Source organism: Agrobacterium sp. RAC06 (assembly GCF_001713475.1).
Lineage (GTDB): Bacteria > Pseudomonadota > Alphaproteobacteria > Rhizobiales > Rhizobiaceae > Allorhizobium.
In genome coordinates, this window is record NZ_CP016499.1 from 933,925 (window position 1) to 957,603 (window position 23,679).

General features: G+C 61.6%; 22 protein-coding genes. 13 read left to right on the forward strand and 9 right to left on the reverse strand.

Annotation, left to right across the window (positions count from 1 at the left end; all coding sequences use genetic code 11):
• Positions 1-11: 11 nt before the first annotated feature.
• The gene (locus tag BSY240_RS04430) at positions 12-743 is read left to right on the forward strand and encodes an alanyl-tRNA editing protein (protein ID WP_069041538.1); all 732 of its coding nucleotides are present in this window, start codon (positions 12-14) and stop codon (positions 741-743) included.
• Positions 744-769: 26 nt separating this feature from the next.
• On the forward strand, positions 770-2,194 hold the full coding sequence (gene sseA, locus BSY240_RS24540; RefSeq protein WP_069041539.1) for a 3-mercaptopyruvate sulfurtransferase: 1,425 nt from the start codon (positions 770-772) through the stop codon (positions 2,192-2,194).
• A gap of 12 nt (positions 2,195-2,206) precedes the next feature.
• On the opposite strand, the gene BSY240_RS04440 is transcribed toward sseA, so the two are convergent.
• Positions 2,207-3,106: a DUF4344 domain-containing metallopeptidase gene (locus tag BSY240_RS04440; protein WP_069041540.1), complete on the reverse strand. Its 900-nt coding sequence runs from the start codon at positions 3,104-3,106 to the stop codon at positions 2,207-2,209.
• A 166-nt stretch (positions 3,107-3,272) separates the two neighbouring features.
• Here BSY240_RS04440 and BSY240_RS04445 point away from each other — a divergent pair, with 166 nt between their 5' ends.
• The 3 genes from BSY240_RS04445 to BSY240_RS04455 all read left to right on the forward strand — a co-directional run bounded on the left by BSY240_RS04445 (position 3,273) and on the right by BSY240_RS04455 (position 5,899).
• Complete coding sequence (locus BSY240_RS04445; protein ID WP_069043823.1) at positions 3,273-3,773, forward strand: DUF1203 domain-containing protein; 501 nt, start codon at positions 3,273-3,275, stop codon at positions 3,771-3,773.
• Positions 3,770-4,720, forward strand: coding sequence for a DMT family transporter (locus BSY240_RS04450; RefSeq protein WP_069041541.1), 951 nt, complete (start codon positions 3,770-3,772; stop codon positions 4,718-4,720). Before BSY240_RS04445 ends, BSY240_RS04450 begins: the two co-directional genes overlap by 4 nt.
• A gap of 81 nt (positions 4,721-4,801) precedes the next feature.
• Positions 4,802-5,899: a catalase family protein gene (locus BSY240_RS04455; RefSeq protein ID WP_069041542.1), complete on the forward strand. Its 1,098-nt coding sequence runs from the start codon at positions 4,802-4,804 to the stop codon at positions 5,897-5,899.
• Between the two features lie 110 nt (positions 5,900-6,009).
• Here the strand turns inward: BSY240_RS04455 and ald are convergent, their stop codons facing one another.
• Positions 6,010-7,128 (reverse strand): alanine dehydrogenase, encoded by a 1,119-nt coding sequence (gene ald, locus BSY240_RS04460; RefSeq protein ID WP_069041543.1) that lies wholly within the window; start codon positions 7,126-7,128, stop codon positions 6,010-6,012.
• A 159-nt stretch (positions 7,129-7,287) separates the two neighbouring features.
• Here ald and BSY240_RS04465 point away from each other — a divergent pair, with 159 nt between their 5' ends.
• The 4 genes from BSY240_RS04465 to BSY240_RS04480 all read left to right on the forward strand — a co-directional run bounded on the left by BSY240_RS04465 (position 7,288) and on the right by BSY240_RS04480 (position 10,776).
• Positions 7,288-7,749 carry an Lrp/AsnC family transcriptional regulator gene (locus BSY240_RS04465; RefSeq protein ID WP_054150114.1) on the forward strand — a complete coding sequence of 154 codons (462 nt, stop codon included), beginning with the start codon at positions 7,288-7,290 and terminating at the stop codon, positions 7,747-7,749.
• Positions 7,750-7,844: 95 nt separating this feature from the next.
• Positions 7,845-8,180 (forward strand): PilZ domain-containing protein, encoded by a 336-nt coding sequence (locus BSY240_RS04470; RefSeq protein ID WP_054150113.1) that lies wholly within the window; start codon positions 7,845-7,847, stop codon positions 8,178-8,180.
• A 164-nt stretch (positions 8,181-8,344) separates the two neighbouring features.
• Positions 8,345-8,683, forward strand: a complete 339-nt coding sequence (locus BSY240_RS04475; RefSeq protein WP_069043824.1) for a PilZ domain-containing protein — start codon at positions 8,345-8,347, stop codon at positions 8,681-8,683.
• Positions 8,684-8,787: 104 nt separating this feature from the next.
• Positions 8,788-10,776 (forward strand): bifunctional 2',3'-cyclic-nucleotide 2'-phosphodiesterase/3'-nucleotidase, encoded by a 1,989-nt coding sequence (locus BSY240_RS04480; protein ID WP_069041544.1) that lies wholly within the window; start codon positions 8,788-8,790, stop codon positions 10,774-10,776.
• A 63-nt stretch (positions 10,777-10,839) separates the two neighbouring features.
• On the opposite strand, the gene BSY240_RS04485 is transcribed toward BSY240_RS04480, so the two are convergent.
• Positions 10,840-11,781, reverse strand: coding sequence for a LysR family transcriptional regulator (locus BSY240_RS04485; protein ID WP_069041545.1), 942 nt, complete (start codon positions 11,779-11,781; stop codon positions 10,840-10,842).
• Between the two features lie 129 nt (positions 11,782-11,910).
• Between BSY240_RS04485 and BSY240_RS04490 the strand changes: the two genes are divergently transcribed.
• A complete protein-coding gene (locus BSY240_RS04490; RefSeq protein WP_054150110.1) occupies positions 11,911-12,522 on the forward strand; it encodes an FMN-dependent NADH-azoreductase in 612 nt (203 codons plus the stop codon).
• Between the two features lie 62 nt (positions 12,523-12,584).
• Here the strand turns inward: BSY240_RS04490 and amt are convergent, their stop codons facing one another.
• On the reverse strand, positions 12,585-15,764 hold the full coding sequence (amt, locus tag BSY240_RS04495; protein ID WP_442855998.1) for an ammonium transporter: 3,180 nt from the start codon (positions 15,762-15,764) through the stop codon (positions 12,585-12,587).
• Positions 15,765-15,923: 159 nt separating this feature from the next.
• Entirely contained in the window at positions 15,924-16,244 is a 321-nt protein-coding gene (locus tag BSY240_RS04500; protein ID WP_069043825.1) for an HlyU family transcriptional regulator, read from the reverse strand.
• Positions 16,245-16,358: 114 nt separating this feature from the next.
• Between BSY240_RS04500 and BSY240_RS04505 the strand changes: the two genes are divergently transcribed.
• Positions 16,359-17,348 (forward strand): alpha/beta hydrolase, encoded by a 990-nt coding sequence (locus tag BSY240_RS04505; protein ID WP_083229552.1) that lies wholly within the window; start codon positions 16,359-16,361, stop codon positions 17,346-17,348.
• Here BSY240_RS04505 and ilvA read toward each other — a convergent pair.
• On the reverse strand, positions 17,341-18,555 hold the full coding sequence (gene ilvA, locus BSY240_RS04510) for a threonine ammonia-lyase (protein ID WP_377278530.1): 1,215 nt from the start codon (positions 18,553-18,555) through the stop codon (positions 17,341-17,343). The two genes, BSY240_RS04505 and ilvA, sit on opposite strands and share 8 nt — an antisense overlap.
• A 132-nt stretch (positions 18,556-18,687) precedes the next feature.
• Here ilvA and BSY240_RS04515 point away from each other — a divergent pair, with 132 nt between their 5' ends.
• Together BSY240_RS04515 and BSY240_RS04520 are read left to right on the forward strand one after the other, a co-directional pair.
• Positions 18,688-20,142, forward strand: a complete 1,455-nt coding sequence (locus tag BSY240_RS04515) for a TrkH family potassium uptake protein (protein ID WP_054150107.1) — start codon at positions 18,688-18,690, stop codon at positions 20,140-20,142.
• Positions 20,143-20,246: 104 nt separating this feature from the next.
• The gene (locus BSY240_RS04520; protein ID WP_069043827.1) at positions 20,247-20,837 is read left to right on the forward strand and encodes a hypothetical protein; all 591 of its coding nucleotides are present in this window, start codon (positions 20,247-20,249) and stop codon (positions 20,835-20,837) included.
• Between the two features lie 30 nt (positions 20,838-20,867).
• Here BSY240_RS04520 and BSY240_RS04525 read toward each other — a convergent pair whose 3' ends face one another.
• From BSY240_RS04525 to BSY240_RS04535, 3 genes are all read right to left on the reverse strand, one after another.
• Positions 20,868-21,686: an ABC transporter permease gene (locus BSY240_RS04525; RefSeq protein ID WP_054150105.1), complete on the reverse strand. Its 819-nt coding sequence runs from the start codon at positions 21,684-21,686 to the stop codon at positions 20,868-20,870.
• Positions 21,683-22,471 carry an ABC transporter ATP-binding protein gene (locus BSY240_RS04530; RefSeq protein ID WP_069041548.1) on the reverse strand — a complete coding sequence of 263 codons (789 nt, stop codon included), beginning with the start codon at positions 22,469-22,471 and terminating at the stop codon, positions 21,683-21,685. Before BSY240_RS04530 ends, BSY240_RS04525 begins: the two co-directional genes overlap by 4 nt.
• Positions 22,472-22,616: 145 nt before the next feature.
• Positions 22,617-23,651 (reverse strand): ABC transporter substrate-binding protein, encoded by a 1,035-nt coding sequence (locus tag BSY240_RS04535; protein WP_054150103.1) that lies wholly within the window; start codon positions 23,649-23,651, stop codon positions 22,617-22,619.
• Between the last annotated feature and the right edge of the window lie 28 nt (positions 23,652-23,679).

The window sequence follows — 23,679 nt, forward strand, 5'->3', positions numbered from 1 at the left end:
AAAGCATAGCCATGACCACCATCGCCCTCTACCGCGACGATTTCTATCTCTCGACGGCGGAAGCGGTGGTCACGGCCGTGCATGAAGACGGCGCGGTCGAACTCGACCAGACCTGTTTCTATGCGGCCTCCGGCGGGCAACCGGGCGATACCGGTTTCCTGGAGCGGGAGGATGGCAGCCACATTCAGCTTGCCGAGACGCGCCACGGCGCCAGCAAGGATATCATTTTGCACCGCCCTCTCGACGGCGAGCCTCTGCCCGCAGTCGGCGAAAAGCTCGTGCTGCATGTCGACTGGGCGCGCCGTTACAAGCTGATGCGCATGCACACAGCCTGCCACCTGCTCTCCGTCGTCTGCTCCTATCCGATCACGGGGGCCGCCGTCGGCGAGGAGGAAAGCCGCGTCGATTTCGACATGGGCGAGACCATCGACAAGGATCAGGTCACGGCAGACCTGATGAAGCTCGTCGGCGAAAATCACCCCGTTTATCTCCAGTGGATCACCGACGAGGAGCTCGCGGCCAACCCCGGCATCGTCAAGTCGAAGAATGTCCGCCCGCCCGTCGGCCTTGGTCGGGTGTCTTTGGTCTGTATCGGCGAGCATTCCGCCGTTGACAGTCAGCCCTGCGGGGGCACACATGTTTCCGAGACCCAGGAGGTCGGTGCGATTCATATCGCCAAGATCGAAAAGAAGGGCAAGGAGAACCGCCGGTTCCGCATTCGCTTTGGAGCCCCGGAGACCTAAGCCATAGGAACGTACGGGAGAAGTGCATGTCCGGTGAAAGAAGCCGTTTCGTCGTTTCGGCGGATTGGGTGGAAAAGAACCTCGGGTCTCCCGGCTTCAAGCTCGTCGATGCCTCCTGGTATTTGCCGGCTCATAACCGCAACGGCGCCGTGGAATATGCCTCCGGCCACATTCCAGGTGCGGTCTTCTTTGATCAGGACGTGATTGCCGACACGACCACCGGCCTGCCCCATTCCCTGCCCTCGCCCTCCTTTTTTGCCCAGGCCGTCGGCCAGCTCGGCATTTCCGCCGAGGATACGATCGTCGTTTATGATGGTCCCGGCTTCTTTTCGGCGCCGCGTGTCTGGTGGATGTTCCGTGTCATGGGCGCGCGGCGCGTCTACGTGCTTGAAGGCGGCATCGATGGCTGGAAGGCGGAAGGGCGAAAGCTTGAAACCGACCTGCCGGAACCGGCACCTGTTACCTTCGAGGCGCAGTTCGACCGCTCGAGACTCACCTCCTTCGACCAGATGTCGGCGATTTCAGACGAGGGCGACAAGCAGATTGCCGACGCCCGTCCTGCCGGCCGCTTCACCGGCGAAGAGCCTGAGCCTCGCGAAGGCATGCGCTCCGGCCATATCCCCGGGGCACGCAGCGTGCCTGCATCATCGCTGTCGGAAAACGGCCGCTTGAAGGATCTCGCCACGCTGCGCTCGATCTTCACCAGTGCCGGTATCGATCTCAACAATCCGGTGGTGACGTCCTGCGGCTCAGGTGTGACGGCAGCCGTCGTGACGCTGGCGCTCGAAAGCCTGGGGCATACCGACAATTCGCTCTATGACGGCTCCTGGTCGGAATGGGGGTCGAAGACCGATACGCCTGTCGTCACCGGCGACGCTTCATCGCTCAGCTCGAAGACGTCGGGGCCGCTGACCGCCCATGTCACGCGGCTCGAAATGACGGCCCCGCCGAAATCCAGCCTTCCGGTGCCGGTCAACATTCAGACGGCAATCATGCGCACGCATGAAATCCCGCTTTCCTTCTACCGCTTCCTGCACCGCCAGGTTGGTGCACGCTGGCACTGGTATGAGCGCCTGCGTTTGCCCGACGAGCAGCTGAAGGCGATCATCCATGCCGAGAAGGTGTCGATCTCAGTTCTCTATGTGAACGGGGCGCCGGCCGGCTTCTACGAGCTCTCACAGGAAAGCGACGATCTCGTCGAGCTCTCCTATTTCGGCCTCTTCGAACATGCGCTGGGGCTCGGCATCGGCAAGTGGTTTCTGCTCCAGTGTCTCTATGCCGCATGGGCGAGTAATCCGAAGACAGTCACCGTCACCACCAATTCGCTCGACCATCCGCGCGCGCTGCAGCTCTACCAGCAGTTTGGCTTCTCGCCCGTCGGCACCTATGACGCCCTGGTCGATCCCCTGACCGATCAGGAGCTGTTGGCGCTCATCAAGCGCGACGGCTGACGCCGCCGTCGCTCATTCCTTCCTCTTCAGCTTGACGGACGTCGCCTCATCGCCGGAACCGGTCGCGTCGTCGTCGCTCGAGGTCTCCTCTGAGCCCTGGTTCTCGAACCAGTTGGCGATGAGACCGGCATGGAAGGCGGCCATCTCGTAGCAGTAGGTGATTTCGCGCGCCTCTGGATCCCAGAAGGCATTCTCAACGCCACAGGCCGTGCCGGTGATCTTGATGCCGTCCTTCAGATTGTAGCCCTCGCCGAAGACGGTGGCGATCGTCTCCAGAGCGCCAGCGCTCTTCAGCAGATCGGCAAAAGCCTGCAGATCCGCGTCACCCGCCGGTTCGTAGCGGACGTCGAAGCGGGTCTTGGCGCCTTCCTTCATGTTGGCAGCGAGCAGGCTCATCCAGCTGTCGCGCGCCTTCTCGTATTCGAAGAGGCATTCCTCGCGACGATCCTCGGGAAATTCAAGCGAGTCGGCAAACTCATCGAAGAACTCCGCATTCGCCCCGGTCATCATGCAGACGATCGAATAGGCACGCTGGCGATCCAGGCCATGGGTGCCCATGAAGTCATCTTCCTGCGGACCATCCTCATTGGCTTCATCGAGCAGGAACCAGCCATCGGCGGCATCCTGCATGGTCGTGTAGAGATCCTCGTCCTCGGCGCCGAGCAATAGCACAGAGGAGAGCGCATCGACCGCGTCCTCCTCGCGTCCGAGCACCGGCAGATTGAACTCGGAGACCAGCATGTGGCCGGCCTCGTGGAAGAGGATGAAGATGGCATTGTTGACAACGAATTGCTGGCCTTCCTCCACCTGTTCGGCAGTCAAATCTTCTGCCTGAACACGCGTGGTTGGCTGGAAAAGCCATGCTGCAGCGAAGGCCAGCATGACTGTTGTGACGGACTTGAGCGACAGCATATGAGAGACCCCGAACCCCTGATACCTCGCCCATTCTCTACAGCAGAGATGCGGCGAGAGAGAAGCACCATTTCTGACCGCACGAACGCACGCAGGAATCGGGTGGCCGCAGATGCCTCAGTGACAGAAGCTAGCCTATCTCAACTGTCGACATGAGGCTTCCATGATGTCCGATCTCCGTTTTCTCGCCATGCCTTCGCAACAGGCCGCAGCCTATCGTCAGGGGGCCCCCGACGCCTATGGGCTCGCGCCCGAGCGTCGCATCTCCCCCGGCGGTTATCCCTGCCGCCATTGCCTAGGCGTCATTGCCGAAGGTGAGGCCTATCTGACGCTCGCCTATCGCCCTTTTCCCACGCTCCAGCCCTATGCCGAGACCGGGCCGGTCTTCCTGCATGCCGATGCCTGCCCGCGCTATGAAGCAAGCGACGTCCTGCCGCCGATGCTGGAAAGCCCCGACTACATCGTGCGCGGCTATGGCGCGGACGACCGGATCGTCTACGGCAGCGGTAGCGTGGTCCAGACAGAGGCCATCATCGCGCGGGCGCAGGAACTGCTCGCCAGTCCAGGGATCGCCTATCTGCATGTCCGATCGGCACGCAATAACTGCTATCAATGCCGGATCGAGCGCGGCGACACGGCAGTGACCGACGGCCGGAGACAAGCATGACTACCGCCCGCCCCTCCATGACCGCCACCGAATGGGGCCTGCTGCTCTTGCTTTCCGTCATCTGGGGCGGATCCTTCTTCTTCACCGGTGTTGCCGTTCGCGAATTGCCGCCGCTCACGATCGTCGCAGCGCGCGTTGGTCTTGCTGCCCTTGCCCTGCACGCCGTGGTGCGCCTCTCCGGAAAACACATGCCGACTTCACCGAAGATCTGGCTCGGCTTTCTCGGCATGGGGCTTCTCAACAACATCCTGCCTTTCAGCCTGATCGTCTGGGCGCAGACCCATATCGAAAGCGGCCTCGCCTCGATCCTGAATGCCACGACGCCCCTGTTCGGCGTGGTTGTGGCGCATCTGCTGACGAGCGACGAGAAGATGACGGGTAACCGCCTCTCAGGCGTGCTTGTGGGCTTTGCCGGCGTTGCCGTGATGATCGGCCCATCTTCGCTGTCCCATCTTGGACAGGATCTGCTCGCACAGATCGCCATCCTCTGCGCCGCTCTCTCCTATGCTTTCGCAGGCGTGTATGGCCGTCGGTTTCGGCTCTGGGGGCTCAGCCCGATGGTCACCGCCTGCGGCCAGCTCACGGCGTCGAGCGTCGTCATGCTGATCTTCGCCATGGCTTTCGATCACCCTTGGACCCTTCCGGCTCCAAGTGCTGCCACCATCGCCGCCGTGATCGCCATCGCGCTCATCTCGACTGCGCTTGCCTATGTCATCTTCTTTCGCATTCTGGCGAGCGCCGGCGCCACCAATATCATGCTGGTGACCTTCCTGATCCCAGTCAGCGCCATCATGCTCGGCGCCGTCTTTCTGGGTGAACGCCTTGATCCGGAGGATTTTACCGGCATGGCGATCATCCTTCTCGGCCTCGCCCTGATCGACGGTCGGGCATGGCCTCGTGTGCGACGCATCGCGACCCATGCTCTTGATCGCAGCGGGCGGGGCTGAAGCAACGGCCTTTCGTCTCTGAGGAACCCCGGTCACTGGCGCTGCGTTCCGTCCGCTTGTCTACAGAGAACGGAGCCCTTGATGCAGCCCACCCCGCCAATCCGCTACCATGCCGACCTCGAAAGTCCCTCCGCCGACGAAAAGGAGGCGATCGAGGATATCAAGGAGAGCATGCTCTACATCATCGAGAAGACACACGAGGATCTTGGCCATGCGCAGCGCAGCGTACATGCCAAGAGCCACGCCCTGCTCGAAGCCTCTGTCACCGTCCATCCGGATCTTTCGGCCGAACTGCGGCAGGGGATCTTCGCCGAACCGGGTCGGACCTATCCGGCGATCATCCGCATATCCACCATCCCTGGCGATCCCTTGCGCGACAGTGTTTCACTGCCGCGCGGTTTCGCCATCAAGCTCTTCGACGTCGAGGGCACGCGGTTGCCAGGCAGCGAAGGCGATCTCACGCAGGATTTCCTCTTTGCCTCCGCGCCGGCTTTTGCTGCACCGGATGCCGCAGGTTTTGCCAAAAACCTGAAACTGATTTCCCGCACCACCGATCGGGTGGAATGGGCCAAGAGTGCGCTCAGCTGGATCCTGAGACCCATCGTCCGTGGACTGGAAGCCATGGGCGCGGATGCCGGAGCGTTGAAGGCGATGGGCGGCTATCCGGAGACCCATCCACTCGGCGAGCACTACTACACCCAGGTTCCCTTGCGCTTCGGCGAGTATGTGGCAAAGCTCGACATCGTGCCACGGTCCGAGAGCTTCAAGCGCCTGGTCGACGACAGAATCGATCTATCCGAGGGGCCCGACGTGCTGCGCGAAGCGGTTGCCGAGGTGATGGCGCGCGATGGCGGAGAATGGACCTTGCGCGCACAGCTCTGTCGCAATCTCGAAACACAGCCGATCGAGGATGCTTCCGTCGTCTGGCCAGAGGAAGACAGCCCCTATCTGGAGATCGCGACCATCAGTGTTGCTCCGCAGACGGGCTGGTCGGAAGGTCGTTCGCGTGCCGTCGATGACGGACTGACCTTCCGCCCCTGGCGCGGCATCGAGCAGCATCGACCCCTCGGCAATGTCATGCGGGCCCGCAGAGAGGTCTATCCGGTGGCGGCGGCAAAGCGCAGCGCCTTGATCGGCTGCCCGATGCATGAGCCGAAGAGCCGGCCCGATCTGCCTTGATCTAGGCATAAAAAAACGGGCCGGCCGATGGGAAGGCCGGCCCGGATCGGCCGCTTTACACGTTACATTCGCGGACCTGACGCCGCGTGAGGCGACCGGAGAGTGCAGCCTTACGCAACGTTGAGTACGGATTCCGGCGCATGGGCCGGATAACCCAGGGCATCGGCCACCGGCTTGTTGGTGATCCGGCCCTTGTGAACGTTGAGACCGTTGCGCAGGTGACGATCCTCGGCAATCGCGCGCAGACCGCGATCGGCGAGCGCCAGACCGTTGACCAGCGTTGCATTGTTGAGGGCATGCGCCGAGGTAATCGGAACCGCGCCCGGCATGTTGGCGACACAGTAATGCACGATGCCGTCGACGACATAGGTCGGATCGGAATGGGTCGTGGCATGCGAGGTCTCGAAGCAACCGCCCTGGTCGATGGCGACGTCGACTATGACAGCGCCCTTCTTCATGCCGGACAGCATCTCGCGCGTGACGAGCTTCGGGGCAGCCGCACCGGGGATCAGGACCGCGCCGATGACGAGATCGGCGGAGAAGGTTTCCTGCTCAAGCGCATCGATGGTGGAGTAAACGGTGTGAACGCGACCGCCGAAGATGTCGTCGAGCTGGCGCAGACGCGGCAGCGAGCGATCGAGGATTGTGACATCGGCGCCGAGACCGACGGCCATCTTGGCCGCATGCAGGCCGACAACGCCGCCACCGATGACGGTGACCTTGGCCGGCAGCACGCCTGGCACGCCGCCAAGCAGGATGCCGCGGCCGCCATGGGCCTTCTGCAGGGCCGTCGCACCCGCCTGGATCGCCAGGCGTCCGGCGACTTCCGACATCGGCGCCAAAAGCGGCAGGCCGCCACGCTCGTCGGTTACAGTTTCATAGGCGATGGCAGTCACGCCCGAATCGAGCAGCCCCTTGGTCTGGTCCGGATCCGGCGCTAGATGGAGATAGGTATAGAGAATCTGGCCTTCGCGCAGCTGCACCCATTCGGAGGGCTGCGGCTCCTTGACCTTAACGATCATGTCGGACTTTTCGAACACGTCCTTGGCCGAGGCTGCGATCTTCGCGCCAGCGGCGATATAGGCGTGGTCGTCTGCGCCGATGCCGGCGCCTGCTCCCGTTTCGATCAGGACATCATGGCCATGAGCCACATATTCTCTGACGGCACCGGGGGTCAGACCGACACGGTATTCATGGTTTTTGATTTCCTTCGGGCAACCGACACGCATGAAGCGTTCCTCTCTCTTATTCGCAGCCGAAGCTGCTTTGTTTCAGATACGGAAATTCAAACATTCTCCGCGCAAAATGTCCTTGCAAAGTGAAGCCTGGGACATCAGACAATTCGCAGCTTCTTGCGTCAGGCAGCTGCAAAACGGAGAAATCTACGAATGGCGGAACTGGATGCCATTGATCGTGCCATTCTGAAGGCGCTTCAGGAGAATGGACGGATGACCAATGCCGAGCTCGCCGAAACGGTGGGCTTATCGCCCTCCGCCTGCTCGCGACGCCATGACATGCTCGAAAAATCGGGCGTGATCAGCGGCTATCATGCGCGCCTGTCGCACAAGGCGATCGACTACAAGATGATGGTGATCGTGCACATCTCGCTGTCCGGCCAGTTCGCCAAGACGCTGACCGAATTCGAGGCCGCCGTGAAGCGCTGTCCGAACGTGCTTGTGTGCTATCTGATGTCGGGAGAATACGATTACATTCTGCGTGTGGCCGCCAAGGATCTCGAGGATTACGAGCGCATCCATCGCGACTGGCTCTCGGCGCTGCCGCATGTGGTGAAGATCAATTCGAGCTTTGCGCTGCGCGAAGTGATCGAACGTCCAAATGTGGGTCTTTGATGGGGGATCCTGAAAATCCTAATGAATTGATTTAGGCCATTCTCACAGATCGGGCGTAGGTTCGTGCCATTCCCTTTTCTATTCAGGACGGCATCATGAGCAATAATCTCGGTATGGATGTTCGTAAATCACCCCGCAACCGCTGCCGGATCGATAGCAAGATCCGCTATTTTCAGCAGCAGGCGGATGCGCGCGTGATCAATATTTCGCGCACCGGCCTCGCCCTGGAGCTCGCCACCAAGCTGACCGCCGCCGCCGGCAGCCAGGTGACCATCGAGAACGCGGATATCGGCCATCTCGAAGGCGTAGTCCGCTGGAATTATGGTGGCCGCATCGGCATCATGTTCCGCCCGAACAGCAACTCGATCGCCAAGGTCGCGGCCTATTTCCGCAACTACCACCAGGAAGTCCGGCCGGTCCTGCGCGGCTGACCCTGCCGAGCGGAAGTTAACGGTAAACACCCCGCATAACTGGCAAAACCCCCAAAATCTCCTGAGGAGATCGCTCGCATTCTAATGACCTTGGCCAGATGCCGTTAAGGCGCCTGACCGAGGTTTTCTGCGTTTCTTTCATCAATTTGACGGAGCGCAATTTTATGCTTGCTGCCAAACTCAATCCGGACGGCCGCCGAAGCCACCGTATCCGCTGTCACATCAGGGGCACGCTGGAATTCATCGGCCAGAAGTTCAACGTCCGTATTCTCGATATTTCCCGAACCGGCATGGCCCTGCATCTGGAGGGCTGGATCGAAGCCAAGCGCGGCGCGACTGTTACCGTCAGCTGCGCCGAACTCGGTCACATCGAATGCACCGTCCGCTGGTACCGCGCCGGCAAGATGGGGCTCGAATTCGAGCAGACCACCAATGCGGTTGCGCAGGTCACCGCCTATTTCCGCCACTTCCATCGGGATCCGCGGAACCTCGTGCCGAGCTAGACACGGCCATGGCAACGTCTCACCCCTGTCATTTTACAGGTGCAAGCCTCTTGAAAGCGACTTAACCTCTGTCGCTTTCAGAACCTGTTCTTCGCGAGGCCCCCATGCCGTCTTTGCTCGATCTTCATCCGATTTCCCGCCGATCTTTGCTCAGCGGCGTCGCGGCCTCCGCGGCGCTAATCACGCTTCATCCGTTTGCGGCGCGCGCCAATGGCAATCAGGCGCATCTCAGGCTGATGGAGACCACCGACATCCACGTCAACGTGATGCCTTACGACTACTATGCCGACAAGCCGAACGACACGATGGGCCTTTCGCGCACCGCAAGCCTGATCGATTCCATCCGCGCCGAGGCCGGCAATTCGATGCTGATCGACAATGGCGACTTCCTGCAGGGCAATCCGATGGGCGACTATATGGCCTATCAGAAGGGCATGAAGCCAGGCGACGTACATCCGGTGATCAAGGCGATGAACGTGCTCGGCTATGATTGCGGAACGCTCGGCAATCACGAATTCAACTACGGCCTCGACTTCATGTTCAACACGCTGGCGGGTGCGCAGTTTCCCTTCGTTTGTGCCAACCTGACCAAGGGCCAGCTTGCGGCCGATCCCAAGCAGGATCCACTCTATTTCAAGCCCTACCACATCATCGAAAAGCAGATCCGCGACGGATCCGGGGCCACCAGCCCGATCAAGGTCGGCTTCATCGGCTTCGTGCCACCACAGATCATGCTCTGGGATGCGAAGAACCTCGAGGGCAAGGCGATGACGCGCGACATCCTGCAGGCGGCCCGCGCCTGGGTGCCGCAGATGAAGGAAGAAGGCGCCGACATCGTGATTGCCCTTTCCCATTCCGGGATCGACGGGCAAGGCGAAACAGAAGGCATGGAAAATGCCTCGCTGTATCTCGCAGGCGTCGAAGGTATCGACGCGATCTTCACCGGCCACCAGCATCTCGTCTTCCCCGGCCCGAAGGATTTCGAGGACGTGCCTGGCGCGGACGCCGTCAAGGGCACGCTGCTCGGCAAGCCTGCCGTGATGGCCGGTTTCTGGGGCTCGCATATGGGGCTGATCGACCTGCTTCTCGAAAAGGACGGCGCAAGCTGGAAGATCGTCGACTTCACCTGCGAGGCACGCCCGATCTATCATCGCGACGACAATCGCAAGGTCGTTGCCGACGTCAAGGACAAGCCCGAGGTCATCGCCTCGGTCGCGACAGAACATCAGGCGACACTCGACTACGTGCGCACGCCGGTCGGCAAGTCGTCTGCTCCCCTCTATTCCTATTTCGCCCTCGTGGCCGACGATCCCTCGATCCAGATCGTCTCGATTGCGCAGTCCTGGTACATCAAGGACATGTTGAAAGACGGTCCGCACAAGGATCTGCCGGTGCTGTCGGCGGCGGCCCCGTTCAAGGCCGGCGGTCGTGGCGGCGCCGATTACTTCACCGACGTGCCGGCCGGCGATATCGCGATCAAGAACGTCGCCGATCTCTATCTCTATCCGAACACCATCCAGGCCGTGTCGATCACCGGCGAACAGGTGAAGAACTGGCTTGAAATGTCGGCCGGCATCTTCAACCAGATCGAGAAGGGCGCGAAGGACGCGGCACTGATCAATCCGGATTTCCCGTCCTACAATTACGACGTCATCGACGGCGTGACCTATCAGATCGATCTCACCAAGCCCGCCCGCTACGACAAGGACGGCGTGGTCGTCCATCCGGAGGCGAGCCGCATCGTCAACCTGCAGTTCGACGGCAAGCCGATCGACCCCGGCCAGACCTTTGCGGTCGCGACGAACAACTACCGCGCCGGCGGCGGCGGCAAGTTCCCGGAGATTGCCTCCGACAAGGTGATCTTCGTCGGCCCGGATACCAACCGGGACATCATCGTTCGCTACATCGTCGAACAGGGCACGATCAATCCGTCAGCCGACGGCAACTGGTCGTTTGCACCGATCGGCGAGACCAGCGTGATCTTCGAGACCGGCCCGAAGGCACGCGAATTCCTCGCCGACTTCAAGGGCGGCCAAATCGAAGATGCCGGCGAAGCGGCGGAAGGTTTCGCGAAGTTCCGGCTGATGCTCTGAGCAGGGCCAGCATGATGCTGATCCATCAAGAACGGAGTCGATTCAGGATGTTGAATCGATTCCTTAAACTACCGTTGCAAGTGGCGGTGGGGATGCCAGATCCATGGGGCAGTTCGAAAGCTGTTCTTCGAAGGCCCGGATCAGCCAGGTTCCGGCGGGGCCCGGCGGATTGTCGGTCCGCCTGATGGCATAGAGATTGTAGGACCCCTGCTCATAGGCCGGCAGATCGAGATGCACGATCCGGCCGCTTGCCATGTCTTCGCGAATGATCGAGGCCGGCAGCCCGCCCCAGCCGAGACCGCCACGGATCAGCTGATGTTTCGTTGCCATGTCGCTCACGCGCCAGGTCTTGAACGACAGGACGTTGAAATCACGTCCCGACGTCAGATCCGAGGCGTCGCTGACGACGATCTGGGTTTCCTCACGCACATCCTGCAGGGACAGCGTGCCTCTGCGCTCAGCGAGCGGATGATCGGCCGCGGCAGCCGGCAACAGGAAATTGTGGCCAATGCGGGTGACGATCAGCGTGTCGTCCTGCCGGGTCGGCGCACCGCCGATGCCGATGGTCGCCCTGCCGCTCATCACCAGCTCGACCAGCCGTCCGAGTTCGCCCACTTCCAGTCGCAGCGAAACGGACGGAAACTGCCGCTGAAACTCGCGGAGCACCGCCAGCATGGCGCCGGTCGGCACGAGTACGCTGATGGCCACCGACAACTCCGCCTCCAGCCCCTGATGCATGCTGCGCACCTTGGCGCGCATCACCTGCAGATCGCCGACGATGCGGCGGGCATCGGTCAGCATCGCTCTGCCCTCTTCCGTCAACTTGGGTTGCCGTGTGCCGGTCCGCTCGAACAGCGTCACGCCGAGCTGGCTTTCGAGATTGCCGATCGTATAGCTTACTACGGATTGGGCGCGATTGAGCTGCCGGGCGGCCGCGGAAAAGCTGCCGGTATCAGCCACGGTGAGAAAGACCTGCAACTGGTCGAGAGTGGGATTGGCATCCATGCGATCGGGCATCCATCCAGTTATTCGATATGACCGATCTAGATTATCACAGTTTCATTGATGCGTGCTCGGACATAGATGCATGGCAGGCCTGCTCCCAAGGGCCCACCACCATTCGAGGAATTGCACATGTCTTCCATCCTTCTCGTCACCTCCAGCCCGCGCGGCTCGGAATCCCTCTCGAACGCGATCGCCACCGAGCTCGCCGAGAAGTTCGCCGGTCAAACCGGTACGCTGGTCCGCCGGGATCTCGTCGAAACCCAGCTCGACCACGTCGACGGCGCCTTCACCACTGCGATCCGCAAGTCGGCCGATGCACGCACCGCTGAAGAAACCGCTTCTGTTGCTATCTCCGACGCGCTCGTCGCCGAACTGATGGCCGCCGACACGATCGTCATCGGCACCGGCCTCATCAACTTCAACATCTATTCTTCGCTGAAGAGCTGGATCGACCACATCGCCCGTGCCGGCCTCACCTTCAGCTACACGGAAAACGGCCCGGTCGGCCTCGCCAAGGGCAAGAAGGCCTATCTGGTTCTCGCCGCCGGCGGCATCTACTCCTCCGGCCCCGGCGCCCCGATGAACCATGCCGAACCCTATCTCAAGACGGTTCTCGGCTTCCTCGGCATCGAGCTGGTCGAGACTGTCTATGTCGAAGGCGTGGCATACGGTCCGGAAGCCGCCGAAAAGGCCGTGGCTTCAGCCAAGGCCAAGGTCGAGGAACTGGCGCGCGCCGCCTGATCCATTGACGATCCAGCGCGGCAGCCTCGCTGCCGCCCCACTTCTGCAAACGGCAAGAACCTTCAGTTGCCGTTTGCCGCCAGAGCAAGCCCTGTCTCGCTCCCCGTTCGGGACAGGCGCTTGTGGCGATGCGCTGCCAGCCGCGCGACACTGGTCAGCTCGGAGACAATCTCTGCGCTCACCTCGGATGCGACGCTGTCGAGCGGCTGAGGCCGGCCGAGCAGATATCCCTGCAGCTCGTCACAGCCCGCGACGCTCAGGTAACGAGCCTGGTCCACCGTCTCCACACCTTCCGCCACGACCCGCATGCCGAGCCCGCTGCCGAGATCGATGATGGTGCGGACGATGGCGTCGGCGGTCTCCTCTGTGCCGAGGGCAGACACGAAGCTGCGATCAATCTTGATCACGTCGAAGGGGTAGCGGCTCAGATAGCTGAGCGACGAATAGCCGGTGCCAAAATCGTCGAGCGCAATCCTCAAGCCCAGGGTCTTCAGATGGCCGAGAATGAGGCGCGCCCGTTGATCGTCGTCGATCAGCACGCTCTCCGTGATCTCAAGCTCCAGCTGATGCGGCGAAACCCCGGACGCATCCAGGATCGCTTCGATCCGTTCCAGAAACTGCGGATGGCGGAACTGCACCGGCGAGACGTTGACGCTGATATGCAGATGCTCTGGGAAATCGGTTGCCAGACGGCAGGCTTCGATCAGTACCCATTCTCCCAGTTCGATGATCTTGCCGGACACCTCGGCGACCGGGATGAAATCACCCGGCTGCACCATGCCGCGCTCCGGATGTTTCCAGCGCACCAGCGCCTCGTATCCGACGATCAGAGCATCCGATGCCGAGACCCGAGGCTGGAGATAGAGCTCGAACTCACCGCGCTCCAGTCCGCGCTCGATATCGGCTTCGAGCGCACGTCGCTTCTCGATCAGTTCGTCCATGCCCCTGCGGTAGGATCTGAACGTGTTCCGACCGGACTTCTTGGCGTGATAGAGGGCGATGTCAGCACGGCCGATCAGTTCGTCGAGCTCGCCCGCATGCTCCGGGCAAAGCGCACCGCCGATGCTGACACCGCATTTGATGCGTTCGCCCTGGCCGGTGTCAAAGGGTTGCCGGAAGGCTTCAACCAGGCGGCGACCGAAATCTTCGCATTGGGCTTCGAAATGGCAATTGCCGAGGATGATCGCGAACTCGTCACCGCCGAGGCGAGCCGCCATGTCGGCGGGACCGAGTGCTGCGGACAGACGCCGCGCCGTCTCTCTGATCACCTCGTCGCCAGCAGGGTGCCCGTAAAGATCGTTGACGTCCTTGAAATGGTCGAGATCGACCAGAAGAACCCCGCAACCCCACCCGTCATTCGCCTGTTTGACATGGGCGGCGAGCGTTTCGGTAAACAGCGCACGGTTCGCAAGCCCTGTCAGCGGATCGTGCTGCGCCAGATGGCGCATGCGGCTTTCGACGGCCTTGCGCTCACGAAGATCGACGAGGCAGCTGATCCGGATATGCCGGCCGCGATATTCTATATTGCGGCCCCGAGCCTCGATCGGGATGCTTGAGCCGTCGGCGCGGACGATCTGGAACTCTCGCGACACGTCGGGCGCCGGATTGGGATCCTCGATGAGCATGCGCCGCCCGGTCTGGTCGACAACATCGAGGATCGACGTTCCGATGAGATCTGCAATCTTGCGACCAGTCAGCACCTCGAACTGCTCGTTGCCGTCAATGATCACGCCGCCTTCGTGCATGACGATCGCTTCAAAGGTGGCGTTGGCGAGCGCCGACACCCGATCCGCCTCTTCCTGGTCGCGGACCTGGGATTCGAGTACGCTTCGATTGCGTTCCTGTTGCTGGATATTGTCCATCAGGTGGTTGAACAGCCGGGTCAGCTTCTCCGCCTCGTCGCCCGGATCGACCGGTAACCGGTCGCCCAGATCGGCCTTGCCGGAAACGAGCTTTGAAAGAGCGTCCTCGACATGGCCGACACCGAGCCGCGTCCCATGTTCGGCGACGTTCAGGCCGATGTCTTCGGCCTCGGCCGTGACGCGAACCGGCACGAGTTTGTCGAGCGTCCAGAAGAAGGCATAGCCGAGGCCGAAGGCCCAGTAGAAGTTCAGCGCGGAGCCAAAGATCTGGATGTAGAGCTGATCGAATCGTCCACCGAGCGGCAGCCGATCGACCGGCGCCAGCAGTGCAAGTGCCACGGTTCCGGCGACACCGGCGAAAGCGTGCACGCCGACGGCTCCGACGGCATCGTCGACCTTGAGCTTCTCTTCGAGATACTGGTTGCCGACGATGGCGACGATGGCGCCGAGCGCGCCCGTGATGAGGGCCCCACCCGGCTCAAGCAGGTGGCAGCCCGCCGTGACGGCGACCAGCGCACCCAGCATGCCACACAGCGCCTTTTCCGGCAGCACCACACCATCTTGCCTCGCACCGATCACATAGCCGACGCAGGTGCCCATTCCGCCGGCGAGAACCGTGTTGAGAATGATCGGCGCCACATCCGCATTGGCTGCCAGGGTGGAACCGCCATTGAAGCCAATCCAGCCGAAAAACAGGATGAGGCCTCCGGTGGTCGCCAGAACCGGATTGTTGCCGGCAAGGCGCACCGGGCGTCCCTCGGCATCAAAACGCCCGCGTCTTGCGCCGATCACCAGGCATGCAGCAAGTGCTACCCAGCCACCCGTGGCGTGCACCACCGTGGAGCCGGCAAAATCGACGAAGCCGAGATTGGCGAGAAAGGCACCTGAGTTCGGCCCGATCGCCGCTCCCCAGACCCAGTGCACGAAAATCGGATAGATCAGCGTCGACAGGATGATTGACCCGAGAACATAGGCCGAGAGTGTCATGCGCTCGGCGACGGCACCGGAAACGATGGTCGCCGCCGTACCGCAGAACATCACCTGAAAGACGAAGAACCCGGCGAGCCAGCTATCGAGGTCCTGCAGCAGGAAATAGTCAGGATCGAGCCCGACCGGCAGGAAGCCGGAGCGGCCGAAGGCGAGCATGAAACCCGCGACCGCGAAGCCGACAACGCCGAAGACAAAATCCAGGAGGTTCTTCTGGGCGACATTGATGGAATTCTTCGAGCGCACCATGCCGGCTTCAAGAAGCAGGAATCCCACCTGCATCATCATCACCATGCCGGCCGCCGCCATCAGCCAGGCGAGATCGGCAGAAGCCTTGGCCGCCTGAACGGACACTGCGTCAGCGGCATGAACAGGGAAAGCTGCGCCCAACACGAGGCTCGCTGCCAAACCGTGAAAAGCAAGGAATGAAACGGAGCGAAACGCAATGATCACTGGAAAACCCGGACAATATCTCAGGGGCCAGTGTTGCGACGCATCATTAACATTCGGTGATCGCGAAGAAACATTTCTTCGCAATATCAAAGTGCAACGTCAGACGATGCGCGTTTCCTCGCCATCACCGAACAGCGAGGGGCCATTCTGATCGATGATCTGCTGCGCCTTGCGGAAGGTGCAATCGAGGGCATCATCGAGCGAGGTGAAGACGTCGGCGCGGATGAACTTGCGCTCGAGCACCCGACCATCCACGGTCTGTAAGATGCGACCGGCCAGACGATACTGACTGCCTTCACGCATGGGTTCGGCATGGATGACGCAGTCCTTATAGGTCTGCGGCTCGGCCAGGGGCTTGGCAGCGGTCTCGGAAGAGGAACCACCGGTGAAAATGGAGAGGATGCTGGACAGAATAGACATGGCCTGACCTAGCATAACCGGGCCTGCCGAGGAAGAGCAGGTGGGACGGCTTCCCGCATCATGATGGCGTGATACAGTCGGCACCGGTCGGGAGGGACCGTGGGAGGCTTGAGGATGCGGATCGTCATGGGCTTGTTGCTTGCACTCGTTTTTCTCAGCATCGCGGCTATCGTCTTTCTCTATCTCAGACCTCCGGTACTCGCCCTGGAACGAGAGGCAGAGATCGGTGCGGACACGCCGCTCGATTCGCTTGAAGCCCTGATCGCCGACAATGAGCATGACGCAGGCCGCATCCGCGAAGGGCTTGCCAAGCAGATCGTCTGGGCGGACCCCATCCGCAAAGCGAAGACGCCGCTCGCGGTGGTCTATGTGCACGGCTTTTCCGCCTCATCCGCCGAGGTTCGCCCCCTGCCCGACCTCGTGGCACAAGCGCTCGGCGCCAATCTCTTTCTCACCCGGCTCACCGGTCATGGCCTTGATGATCCCGATGCCATGGGCCTCGCGACGATCGATGACTGGGCGGCGGATGTGGGTGAAGCGCTGGCCATCGGTAAACATCTGGGGGAGCGCGTCGTCATTATCTCGACATCCACCGGCGCCTCGCTTGTCACCTGGGCGCTCGGTCGCCCTAAGCTTGCGGACAAGATCGCGGCTTCGGTGTTCCTCTCACCCAATTATGGCGTACAGGCATCCGGCAGCTTCCTGCTGACAGGCCCGTTCGGCGCCCAACTGGCCCGCCTGATCATCGGCAAGCGCACGGGATTTGAACCGATCAGCCCGCTCAACGCGCACAACTGGACGACAAGTTACCCGGTGGCCGCGCTCATTCCCATGGCGCAATCGGTCCAACTGGCCAACCACACACCGGTTCGGGAGATCCGCGTCCCCGCCCTCTTCCTCCAGTCGGCCGAGGACAAGGTTGTCAGGCCGGATCGGACGGCGGCGGTTGCGGCGCGCTGGGGTGCCGATCACAAGCTCGTCGATCCAGGCCCGACCGGCGACGCCAACAACCATGTAATTGCCGGCGACACCTATTCGCCCGAGACCACCGAGCCGATTGCGAAGATCATCGTGGACTGGCTCGCCGGCCAGGGCATCAGATGATCAGGTTGGCCAGGATCTCGTTCTCGGTGATGTCCTCGAAGCCAAGACCTGCCTGATCGAAACGGTCGAACAGCTCTGCGAAGTTCTCGCGCTTGCCCGTCTCGATGCCGATCAGGATCGAACCGAAGTTGCGCGCCGACTTCTTCAGATATTCGAAGCGGGCGATATCGTCTTCGGGCCCGAGAAGATTGAGGAAATCCCGCAGGGCGCCTGGACGCTGCGGCAGACGCAGGATGAAGTATTTCTTCAAGCCGGCGTAGCGCATGGCGCGTTCCTTGACGTCAGGCAGCCGCTCGAAATCGAAATTGCCGCCGGAGACGACGGCGACGATTGTCCGCCCACTCAGGGCAACCCGCGGCAGAAGGTCGAGTGCGGCAAGTGCCAGCGCGCCTGCCGGCTCCAGAACCACGCCCTCGACATTCAGCATGTCGGTCATCGTCACGCAGATCGCGTTTTCCGGCACGATCAGCACCTGATCGGGGCGGAAAGCCTTCAGCGCCTCGAAATTATGGTCACCGATCCGGGCGACGGCTGCCCCATCGACGAAGTTGTCGACCTTGGGGAGCGTGACGACCTTGCCGGCCTCGAGGCTCTTCTTCAGGCTCGGCGCGCCCTGGGGCTCGCAGAAGATCATCGCCTCGGGCGAAACCTTGCCGGCGAGATAGCCGGTCATGCCCGACGAGAGCCCGCCACCGCCGACCGGCATGATGACGAGATCCGGCGTCACGCCTTCCGGCAACTGCTGCATCATTTCAGCCGCGACCGTCGCCTGGCCTTCGATGATATCGGGATGGTCGAAAGGCGGGACCATGTAGCCGCCGATCGCCTCGACATGTTCGCGGGCAGCCTGATAGCACTGATCGAAAATGTCGCCGATCAGGCGGATGGTGATGAATTCGCCGCCGAAGATGCGGGTCTTGTCGATCTTCTGCTGCGGCGTCGTCACCGGCATGAAGACCACGCCCTGAACGCCGAAATGGCGGCAGACATAGGCAAAGCCCTGGGCATGATTGCCGGCAGAGGCGCAGACGAAGGTGGTACCGGAAGGGCTGTCTTCGACGATCTTGCGGAAGAAATTGAAGGCGCCGCGAATCTTGTAAGAGCGAACCGGCGTCAGGTCCTCGCGCTTCAGGTAGACATTGGCACCGTAACGGGCACTCAAATGCTCGTTGAGTTGCAGCGGTGTCTCGGGAAAAAGCCCGCGCATGGCTTCCAGCGCTTCGTCGACCTGATTGGGGGTCACGTCAGCCTCCGTTGAATTTTGGACAGAGCCCCGCTATGGCATAGACATCGGGCAGAGACAAAGCCTCTTTGCGCTGCAACAGACGGAAGTCATTCCTTGAACACCAATCTGCTCCGCTCCGTCGTCTATATCGCAGCCCTTTGCGGGCTCTATCTGTCCACGGCCATGCTGATCCCGGCCATGGTGGACCTCTATTACGGCGACCCGCACTGGTCTGTCTTCACGGTGTCTGCCGCCATGGTCGGCGGTCTATCGGTCACGGCTGCCATGGCGACGCGGGGGCCGCCGCCGGCCTTCTCCAAGCGCATGGGCTTTCTGCTCGTCAACGTGCTCTGGGCCACCTTTTCGCTGGTCGGTGCGATCCCGATCTATTTCTCCGAACTGGACCTGACCTTCGCCCAGGCCCTGTTCGAATCGGTTTCGGCCATCACCACGACAGGCTCGACGGTTCTTGCCGGACTGGACGACATGGCGCCCGGGCTTCTCGTCTGGCGCTCGCTGCTACAATGGCTGGGCGGCATCGGGATTGTGGCGCTCGGGCTGTTCGTGCTGCCATTCCTGAGAGTGGGCGGGGTCTCCTTCTTCAAGATGGAATCCTCCGACATCGCAGACAAGCCGTTCGCGCGGATCGCCACCTTTACCAGCGCCTTCGTCGCCATCTATGTCGCGATCACCCTGATTTGCATGATCGCCTACGACATCTTCGGCATGAGTCATTTCGATGCGCTCAACCATGCCCTGACAACGATCGCCACAGGTGGCTTCTCCACCCATGACGCCTCCTTCGGCTATTTCGACAGCTATGCGCTTCGCGGGATCGCAACCTTCTTCATGACGGTCTGCAGCCTGCCTTTCTCGATCCTGATCGTCTTCTTCATAAAGGGGCGCCTCGACGCCCTGCGCGATCCACAGATTCTCGTCTTTCTTGGCTATCTCGCAGCCTTCGCCGTATCTGCAGCACTCTACAACCACCTGCGCAATGGCGTGGACCTGCCGCTCGCGCTGTCGCATTCCTTGTTCAATTTCGCATCGATCCTGTCGACCACCGGCTATGCCAGTGAAGACTACACTCTGTGGGGGCCGTTTGCAGTGGCCGCAGCCTATTTCGCCACCTTCATGGGCGGCTGCTCCGGCTCGACGGCCGGGGGCATCAAGGCCTACCGTTTCGTCATCATTTTCAACATCATCGTGACGGGGCTGAAGCGGCTCATCTATCCGAACGCCGTCTATTCTGTCCGCTACGGCAACCAGATCGTCGATGCAGACACGCAGCGCGCCGTGTTCCTGTTCTTCAGCGCCTATATCTTCATCTGGGTGATCGGCAGCCTCGCCATGGCGCTGGCCGGCTACGATTTCGCCACTGCCTCATCCGCCATGATCACGGCGCTCTCGAATGTCGGCCCCGGCATCGGGTCGCTGATCGGCCCGGCCGGCAACTTCGCCACGATGCACGATCCGGAACTCTACATCCTGTCGCTTGCCATGCTGCTCGGTCGTCTCGAAGTGCTGACCGTCATGGTGCTGCTGGTGCCAATGTTCTGGCGCTCGTGACCATCAGGCCAACGTGATCGCACAGAACCGCTCTGCGCTTGACGCCCGGGCCTGGTTCTTCCCACACTCCCGCAAGATCAATGCGGGAGAATCACGTGTCCCTGATGCCCTCAGCCCCTGCCCGCGGCCTTGCCGTCACCCTGATCGGCGCATTCCTTTCTGCGGCACCGGTTGCGGCCGGCCCGCTTCTCGATGCGGCGATCGAGGCGGAGAAACTTGCGGCACAAAACGATGCGAAGGGCGCCTTCGAGGCCATGCGTTCGGGGCTTGCAGCCTTCAGCCAGAGCTTGCCGCTCACGGTCCCGCGCGCCGTCTTCATCACGGAAGTCCCGAAGGCCTACAGGGCCTATACCGCAAAAGCGGAGCCGGTCTTCGTCACCGGCGAGAAGCTCATCACCTATGTCGAGGTGGCTGGGCTCAAATGGCAACAGGCGCCTAACAACCAGCGGCAATCGCATTTCACCGTCGATCTCGAACTCACCGACGACGAAGGCAAGACGCTCGCGCTGCAAAAGGAATTCGGCAACTTCACCTTCACCGGCCATTCGGATGCGATCGAGGTCTATACCCATCTGACGCTCGACGTCGATGGCGCCAAGCCCGGCGCCTATGTGCTGCGCTATACGGTGAACGACGTGATCGCCGAACGCTCGACGCCTTTCGAACTGGCCTTCACGCTGAAGGACAAGAGCTGAACGCCCACATCGGGCGTCCAGTTTTTCGGATCAATTCGCCATGGTCGAGCGATGCGCCCAGCCGGTCATGCGCTTTTCGAGCCAGGCCATCAGCGCATACATGGCGATGCCCTCGACGGCGAGCGCCAGAAGCCCGGCAAAGACCAGGGGCACGTTGAACTGGCTCTGGGCCGAGCTCATCATGTTGCCGAGGCCGTAATTCGAGGCCACCGTCTCCGAAACAACAGAGCCGACGAAGGCGAGCGTGATCGCAATCTTCAGCGAGCCGAAGAAATAGGGCATCGACCGGGGAATGCCGACCTTCAGCATGATGTCGAGCTTCCTGGCGCCCAGCGCCCGCAGCACGTCTTCCGTCTCCGGCTCGATCGTGGCGAGACCCGTCGCGACATTGACGACGATCGGGAAGAAGGAAATCAGGAAGGCGGTCAGCACCGCCGGCACGGTGCCGATGCCGAACCAAATGACGAGGATCGGCACGAGCGCCACCTTGGGGATCGCATTGAAGCCGATCATCAGGGGATAGAGCCCGGCATAGATGGACTTCGACCAGCCGATGAAGAGACCGAGCCCCAGTCCGGCGACAACGGCGATCATGAAGCCGAGCGTCGTCGTGTAGAGCGTCTGCAGCGAGTTCTTCCAGATCGGCGACCAGTATTGCACCACCGCTTCAAAGACCCGTGACGGTGCCGGCAGGATGGTCGGCGGCATGTCGAGCACGATGACCGTCAGTTCCCAGATGGCGAAAAGCGCCAGCGTGTAGAGGAAGGGTGCGGCCCGCACCCAGTTGATGCGCTGCATCAGGGGCTTTACGACCGGGCGGGTCGGCGCTGTCTCGATCGTCATCGTCATGCCGCAACCCTCGCCTTTGCGATCTCGCCGTGCAGCACATGCACCATGTCGTTGAATTCGGTCTGGTACATCAATTCCAGATCCCTTGGTCGCGCGAAGGGCACTGTGTGTTCCTTGACCACCTTGCCGGGTCTGGCACTCATCACGAAAATCCGGTCGGCGAGGAAGACTGCCTCGCGCAGGTCATGGGTCACAAGCACGATCGTCACGCCCTGGGCCGCATGCAGATCGCGGATGACGCACCACAGCTCCTCGCGGGTGAAGGCATCCAGCGCACCGAAGGGCTCGTCGAGCATCAGGAGTTCCGGTTCGTGGATCAGCGCCCGGCAGAGATTGGCGCGCTGCTGCATGCCACCCGACAGCTGCCAGGGGAATTTCGAGCCGACGCCCTTCAGGCCGACGATCTCCAGGAGGTTCTCGGCCTTTTCGACATATTCCTTCTTGTTCGCTCGCAGGCGATGCCGATGCTTCTCGACGATTTCGAGCGGCAGGAGAATGTTCTCGAGCGTCGTGCGCCAGGGCAACATGGTCGGGTTCTGGAAGGCCATGCCGACGATCGACACCGGCTTGGTCACCTGCTGGCCGGCGACGATGACGACGCCGGATTGCGGGATGTGCAGCCCGGTCACGAGCTTCATCAGGGTGGACTTGCCACAGCCGGACGGGCCGACCACGGCGGAGAATTCGCCCTTGTCGACGCGCATGGTAAGGCCGGATACGGCAAGCGTTCCGTCGGCGCCGCCATAGCGCATGTCGACATTGTCGATGGAAACGAGGTGGGACATCGGGGCTCCGGTCTAAATGGGATTACCCAACCTCCCCTTGAGGGGGAGGTCGCTGCGAAGCGGCGGGTGGGGTGATCTCGCAAAAAGGTCACCCCACCCCGAACCTGCGGTTCGACCCTCCCCCCTCAAGGGGAGGGTGAGGTCATCAAGGCAACATCCGCTCTTCCTTGGCCGGCAGGAAGCTTGCATCGAAGACCTGCTCGGCCGTGACATTGCCCTTAAGGCCCATGGAGACCTTGAGGGTCTCGATCGAGGCGGAAAGGCGCGCCATGTCGACGCTGCCCATGCCGTTTTCGACAACATAGGGCGTCTTGATATTCATGGCGTTGGCCATTTCGAGACGTTCCTTCTCGATGTCGACATTCAGCGTCTCGTTGCGCTTCAGGACAGCGGCGGCACCCTCTTCCGGATTGGCAACGGCATCGGCAAAGCCCTTGGCCAGCGCCCTCAGGAAGCCTTTCACAGCCTCAGGGTTTTCGGCGGCGAAGTCGGAGTTCACCAGAACGCTGTTGCCATAGAGGTTCAGGCCGTTATCGGCCATCAGGATGGTCGCGATGTCGTCTGCCGGGATGCCTTGCGCCTTGAGGTTCAGGATGACCGAGAAGGCAAAGCCGAAGACGGCATCGACGTCGCCCTTGGCGAGCATCGGCTCGCGCACGGGAAAGCCGATCGATTCGATGGTGATGCCGCTGTCGTCGATGCCGGCGGCCTGCTTGAAGGCCGGCCACTGGGCAAACGCGCCATCCGGCGGCGGTGCGCCGAGCTTCTTGCCTTCCAGCGACTTCGGATCTTCCGTCACGCCGAGCGACTTGCGGCCGACGACCGAGAAGACGGGCTTGTCATAGACCATCATCACGGCCTTGACCTTCTGGGACGGATCCTCATCGAGGAACTTGATCACCGAGTTGATGTCGCCGAAGCCCATCTGATAGGCGCCGGTTGCCACGCGCGGAATCGCCTCGACCGAGCCATTGCCCGAATCGATCGTCACATCCAGGCCTTCCGCTGCGAAATATCCCTTGTCCTGCGCCAGCAGGAAGCCGGCGGCCGGGCCCTCGAACTTCCAGTCGAGCGTGAACTTGATGGCCGTCTCGGCATGCGCCTGACCGACCGGCAGCGTCACGCCGGCAAGCAGACCCGCCGCCACAACGGCGGCCGAAAAGAGACGTCTTGATATCATGGATTTGAGCTCCCCTTGTTTTTGGTGG

Bases quoted from the DNA above. Each gene is read 5' to 3' on its own strand.
- BSY240_RS04465 (WP_054150114.1), top strand. From the start codon at position 7,288: ATGGCGGAACTGGATGCCATTGATCGTGCCATTCTGAAGGCGCTTCAG.
- BSY240_RS04440 (WP_069041540.1), bottom strand. From the start codon at position 3,106: ATGCTGTCGCTCAAGTCCGTCACAACAGTCATGCTGGCCTTCGCTGCA.
- BSY240_RS04490 (WP_054150110.1), top strand. From the start codon at position 11,911: ATGTCTTCCATCCTTCTCGTCACCTCCAGCCCGCGCGGCTCGGAATCC.
- sseA (WP_069041539.1), top strand. From the start codon at position 770: ATGTCCGGTGAAAGAAGCCGTTTCGTCGTTTCGGCGGATTGGGTGGAA.
- BSY240_RS04520 (WP_069043827.1), top strand. From the start codon at position 20,247: ATGCCCTCAGCCCCTGCCCGCGGCCTTGCCGTCACCCTGATCGGCGCA.
- BSY240_RS04430 (WP_069041538.1), top strand. From the start codon at position 12: ATGACCACCATCGCCCTCTACCGCGACGATTTCTATCTCTCGACGGCG.
- BSY240_RS04455 (WP_069041542.1), top strand. From the start codon at position 4,802: ATGCAGCCCACCCCGCCAATCCGCTACCATGCCGACCTCGAAAGTCCC.
- BSY240_RS04525 (WP_054150105.1), bottom strand. From the start codon at position 21,686: ATGACGATGACGATCGAGACAGCGCCGACCCGCCCGGTCGTAAAGCCC.
- BSY240_RS04530 (WP_069041548.1), bottom strand. From the start codon at position 22,471: ATGTCCCACCTCGTTTCCATCGACAATGTCGACATGCGCTATGGCGGC.
- BSY240_RS04500 (WP_069043825.1), bottom strand. From the start codon at position 16,244: ATGTCTATTCTGTCCAGCATCCTCTCCATTTTCACCGGTGGTTCCTCT.
- BSY240_RS04450 (WP_069041541.1), top strand. From the start codon at position 3,770: ATGACTACCGCCCGCCCCTCCATGACCGCCACCGAATGGGGCCTGCTG.
- ald (WP_069041543.1), bottom strand. From the start codon at position 7,128: ATGCGTGTCGGTTGCCCGAAGGAAATCAAAAACCATGAATACCGTGTC.
- BSY240_RS04485 (WP_069041545.1), bottom strand. From the start codon at position 11,781: ATGGATGCCAATCCCACTCTCGACCAGTTGCAGGTCTTTCTCACCGTG.
- BSY240_RS04470 (WP_054150113.1), top strand. From the start codon at position 7,845: ATGAGCAATAATCTCGGTATGGATGTTCGTAAATCACCCCGCAACCGC.
- ilvA (WP_377278530.1), bottom strand. From the start codon at position 18,555: ATGCGCGGGCTTTTTCCCGAGACACCGCTGCAACTCAACGAGCATTTG.
- BSY240_RS04535 (WP_054150103.1), bottom strand. From the start codon at position 23,651: ATGATATCAAGACGTCTCTTTTCGGCCGCCGTTGTGGCGGCGGGTCTG.
- BSY240_RS04505 (WP_083229552.1), top strand. From the start codon at position 16,359: ATGCGGATCGTCATGGGCTTGTTGCTTGCACTCGTTTTTCTCAGCATC.
- BSY240_RS04480 (WP_069041544.1), top strand. From the start codon at position 8,788: ATGCCGTCTTTGCTCGATCTTCATCCGATTTCCCGCCGATCTTTGCTC.
- BSY240_RS04445 (WP_069043823.1), top strand. From the start codon at position 3,273: ATGTCCGATCTCCGTTTTCTCGCCATGCCTTCGCAACAGGCCGCAGCC.
- BSY240_RS04475 (WP_069043824.1), top strand. From the start codon at position 8,345: ATGCTTGCTGCCAAACTCAATCCGGACGGCCGCCGAAGCCACCGTATC.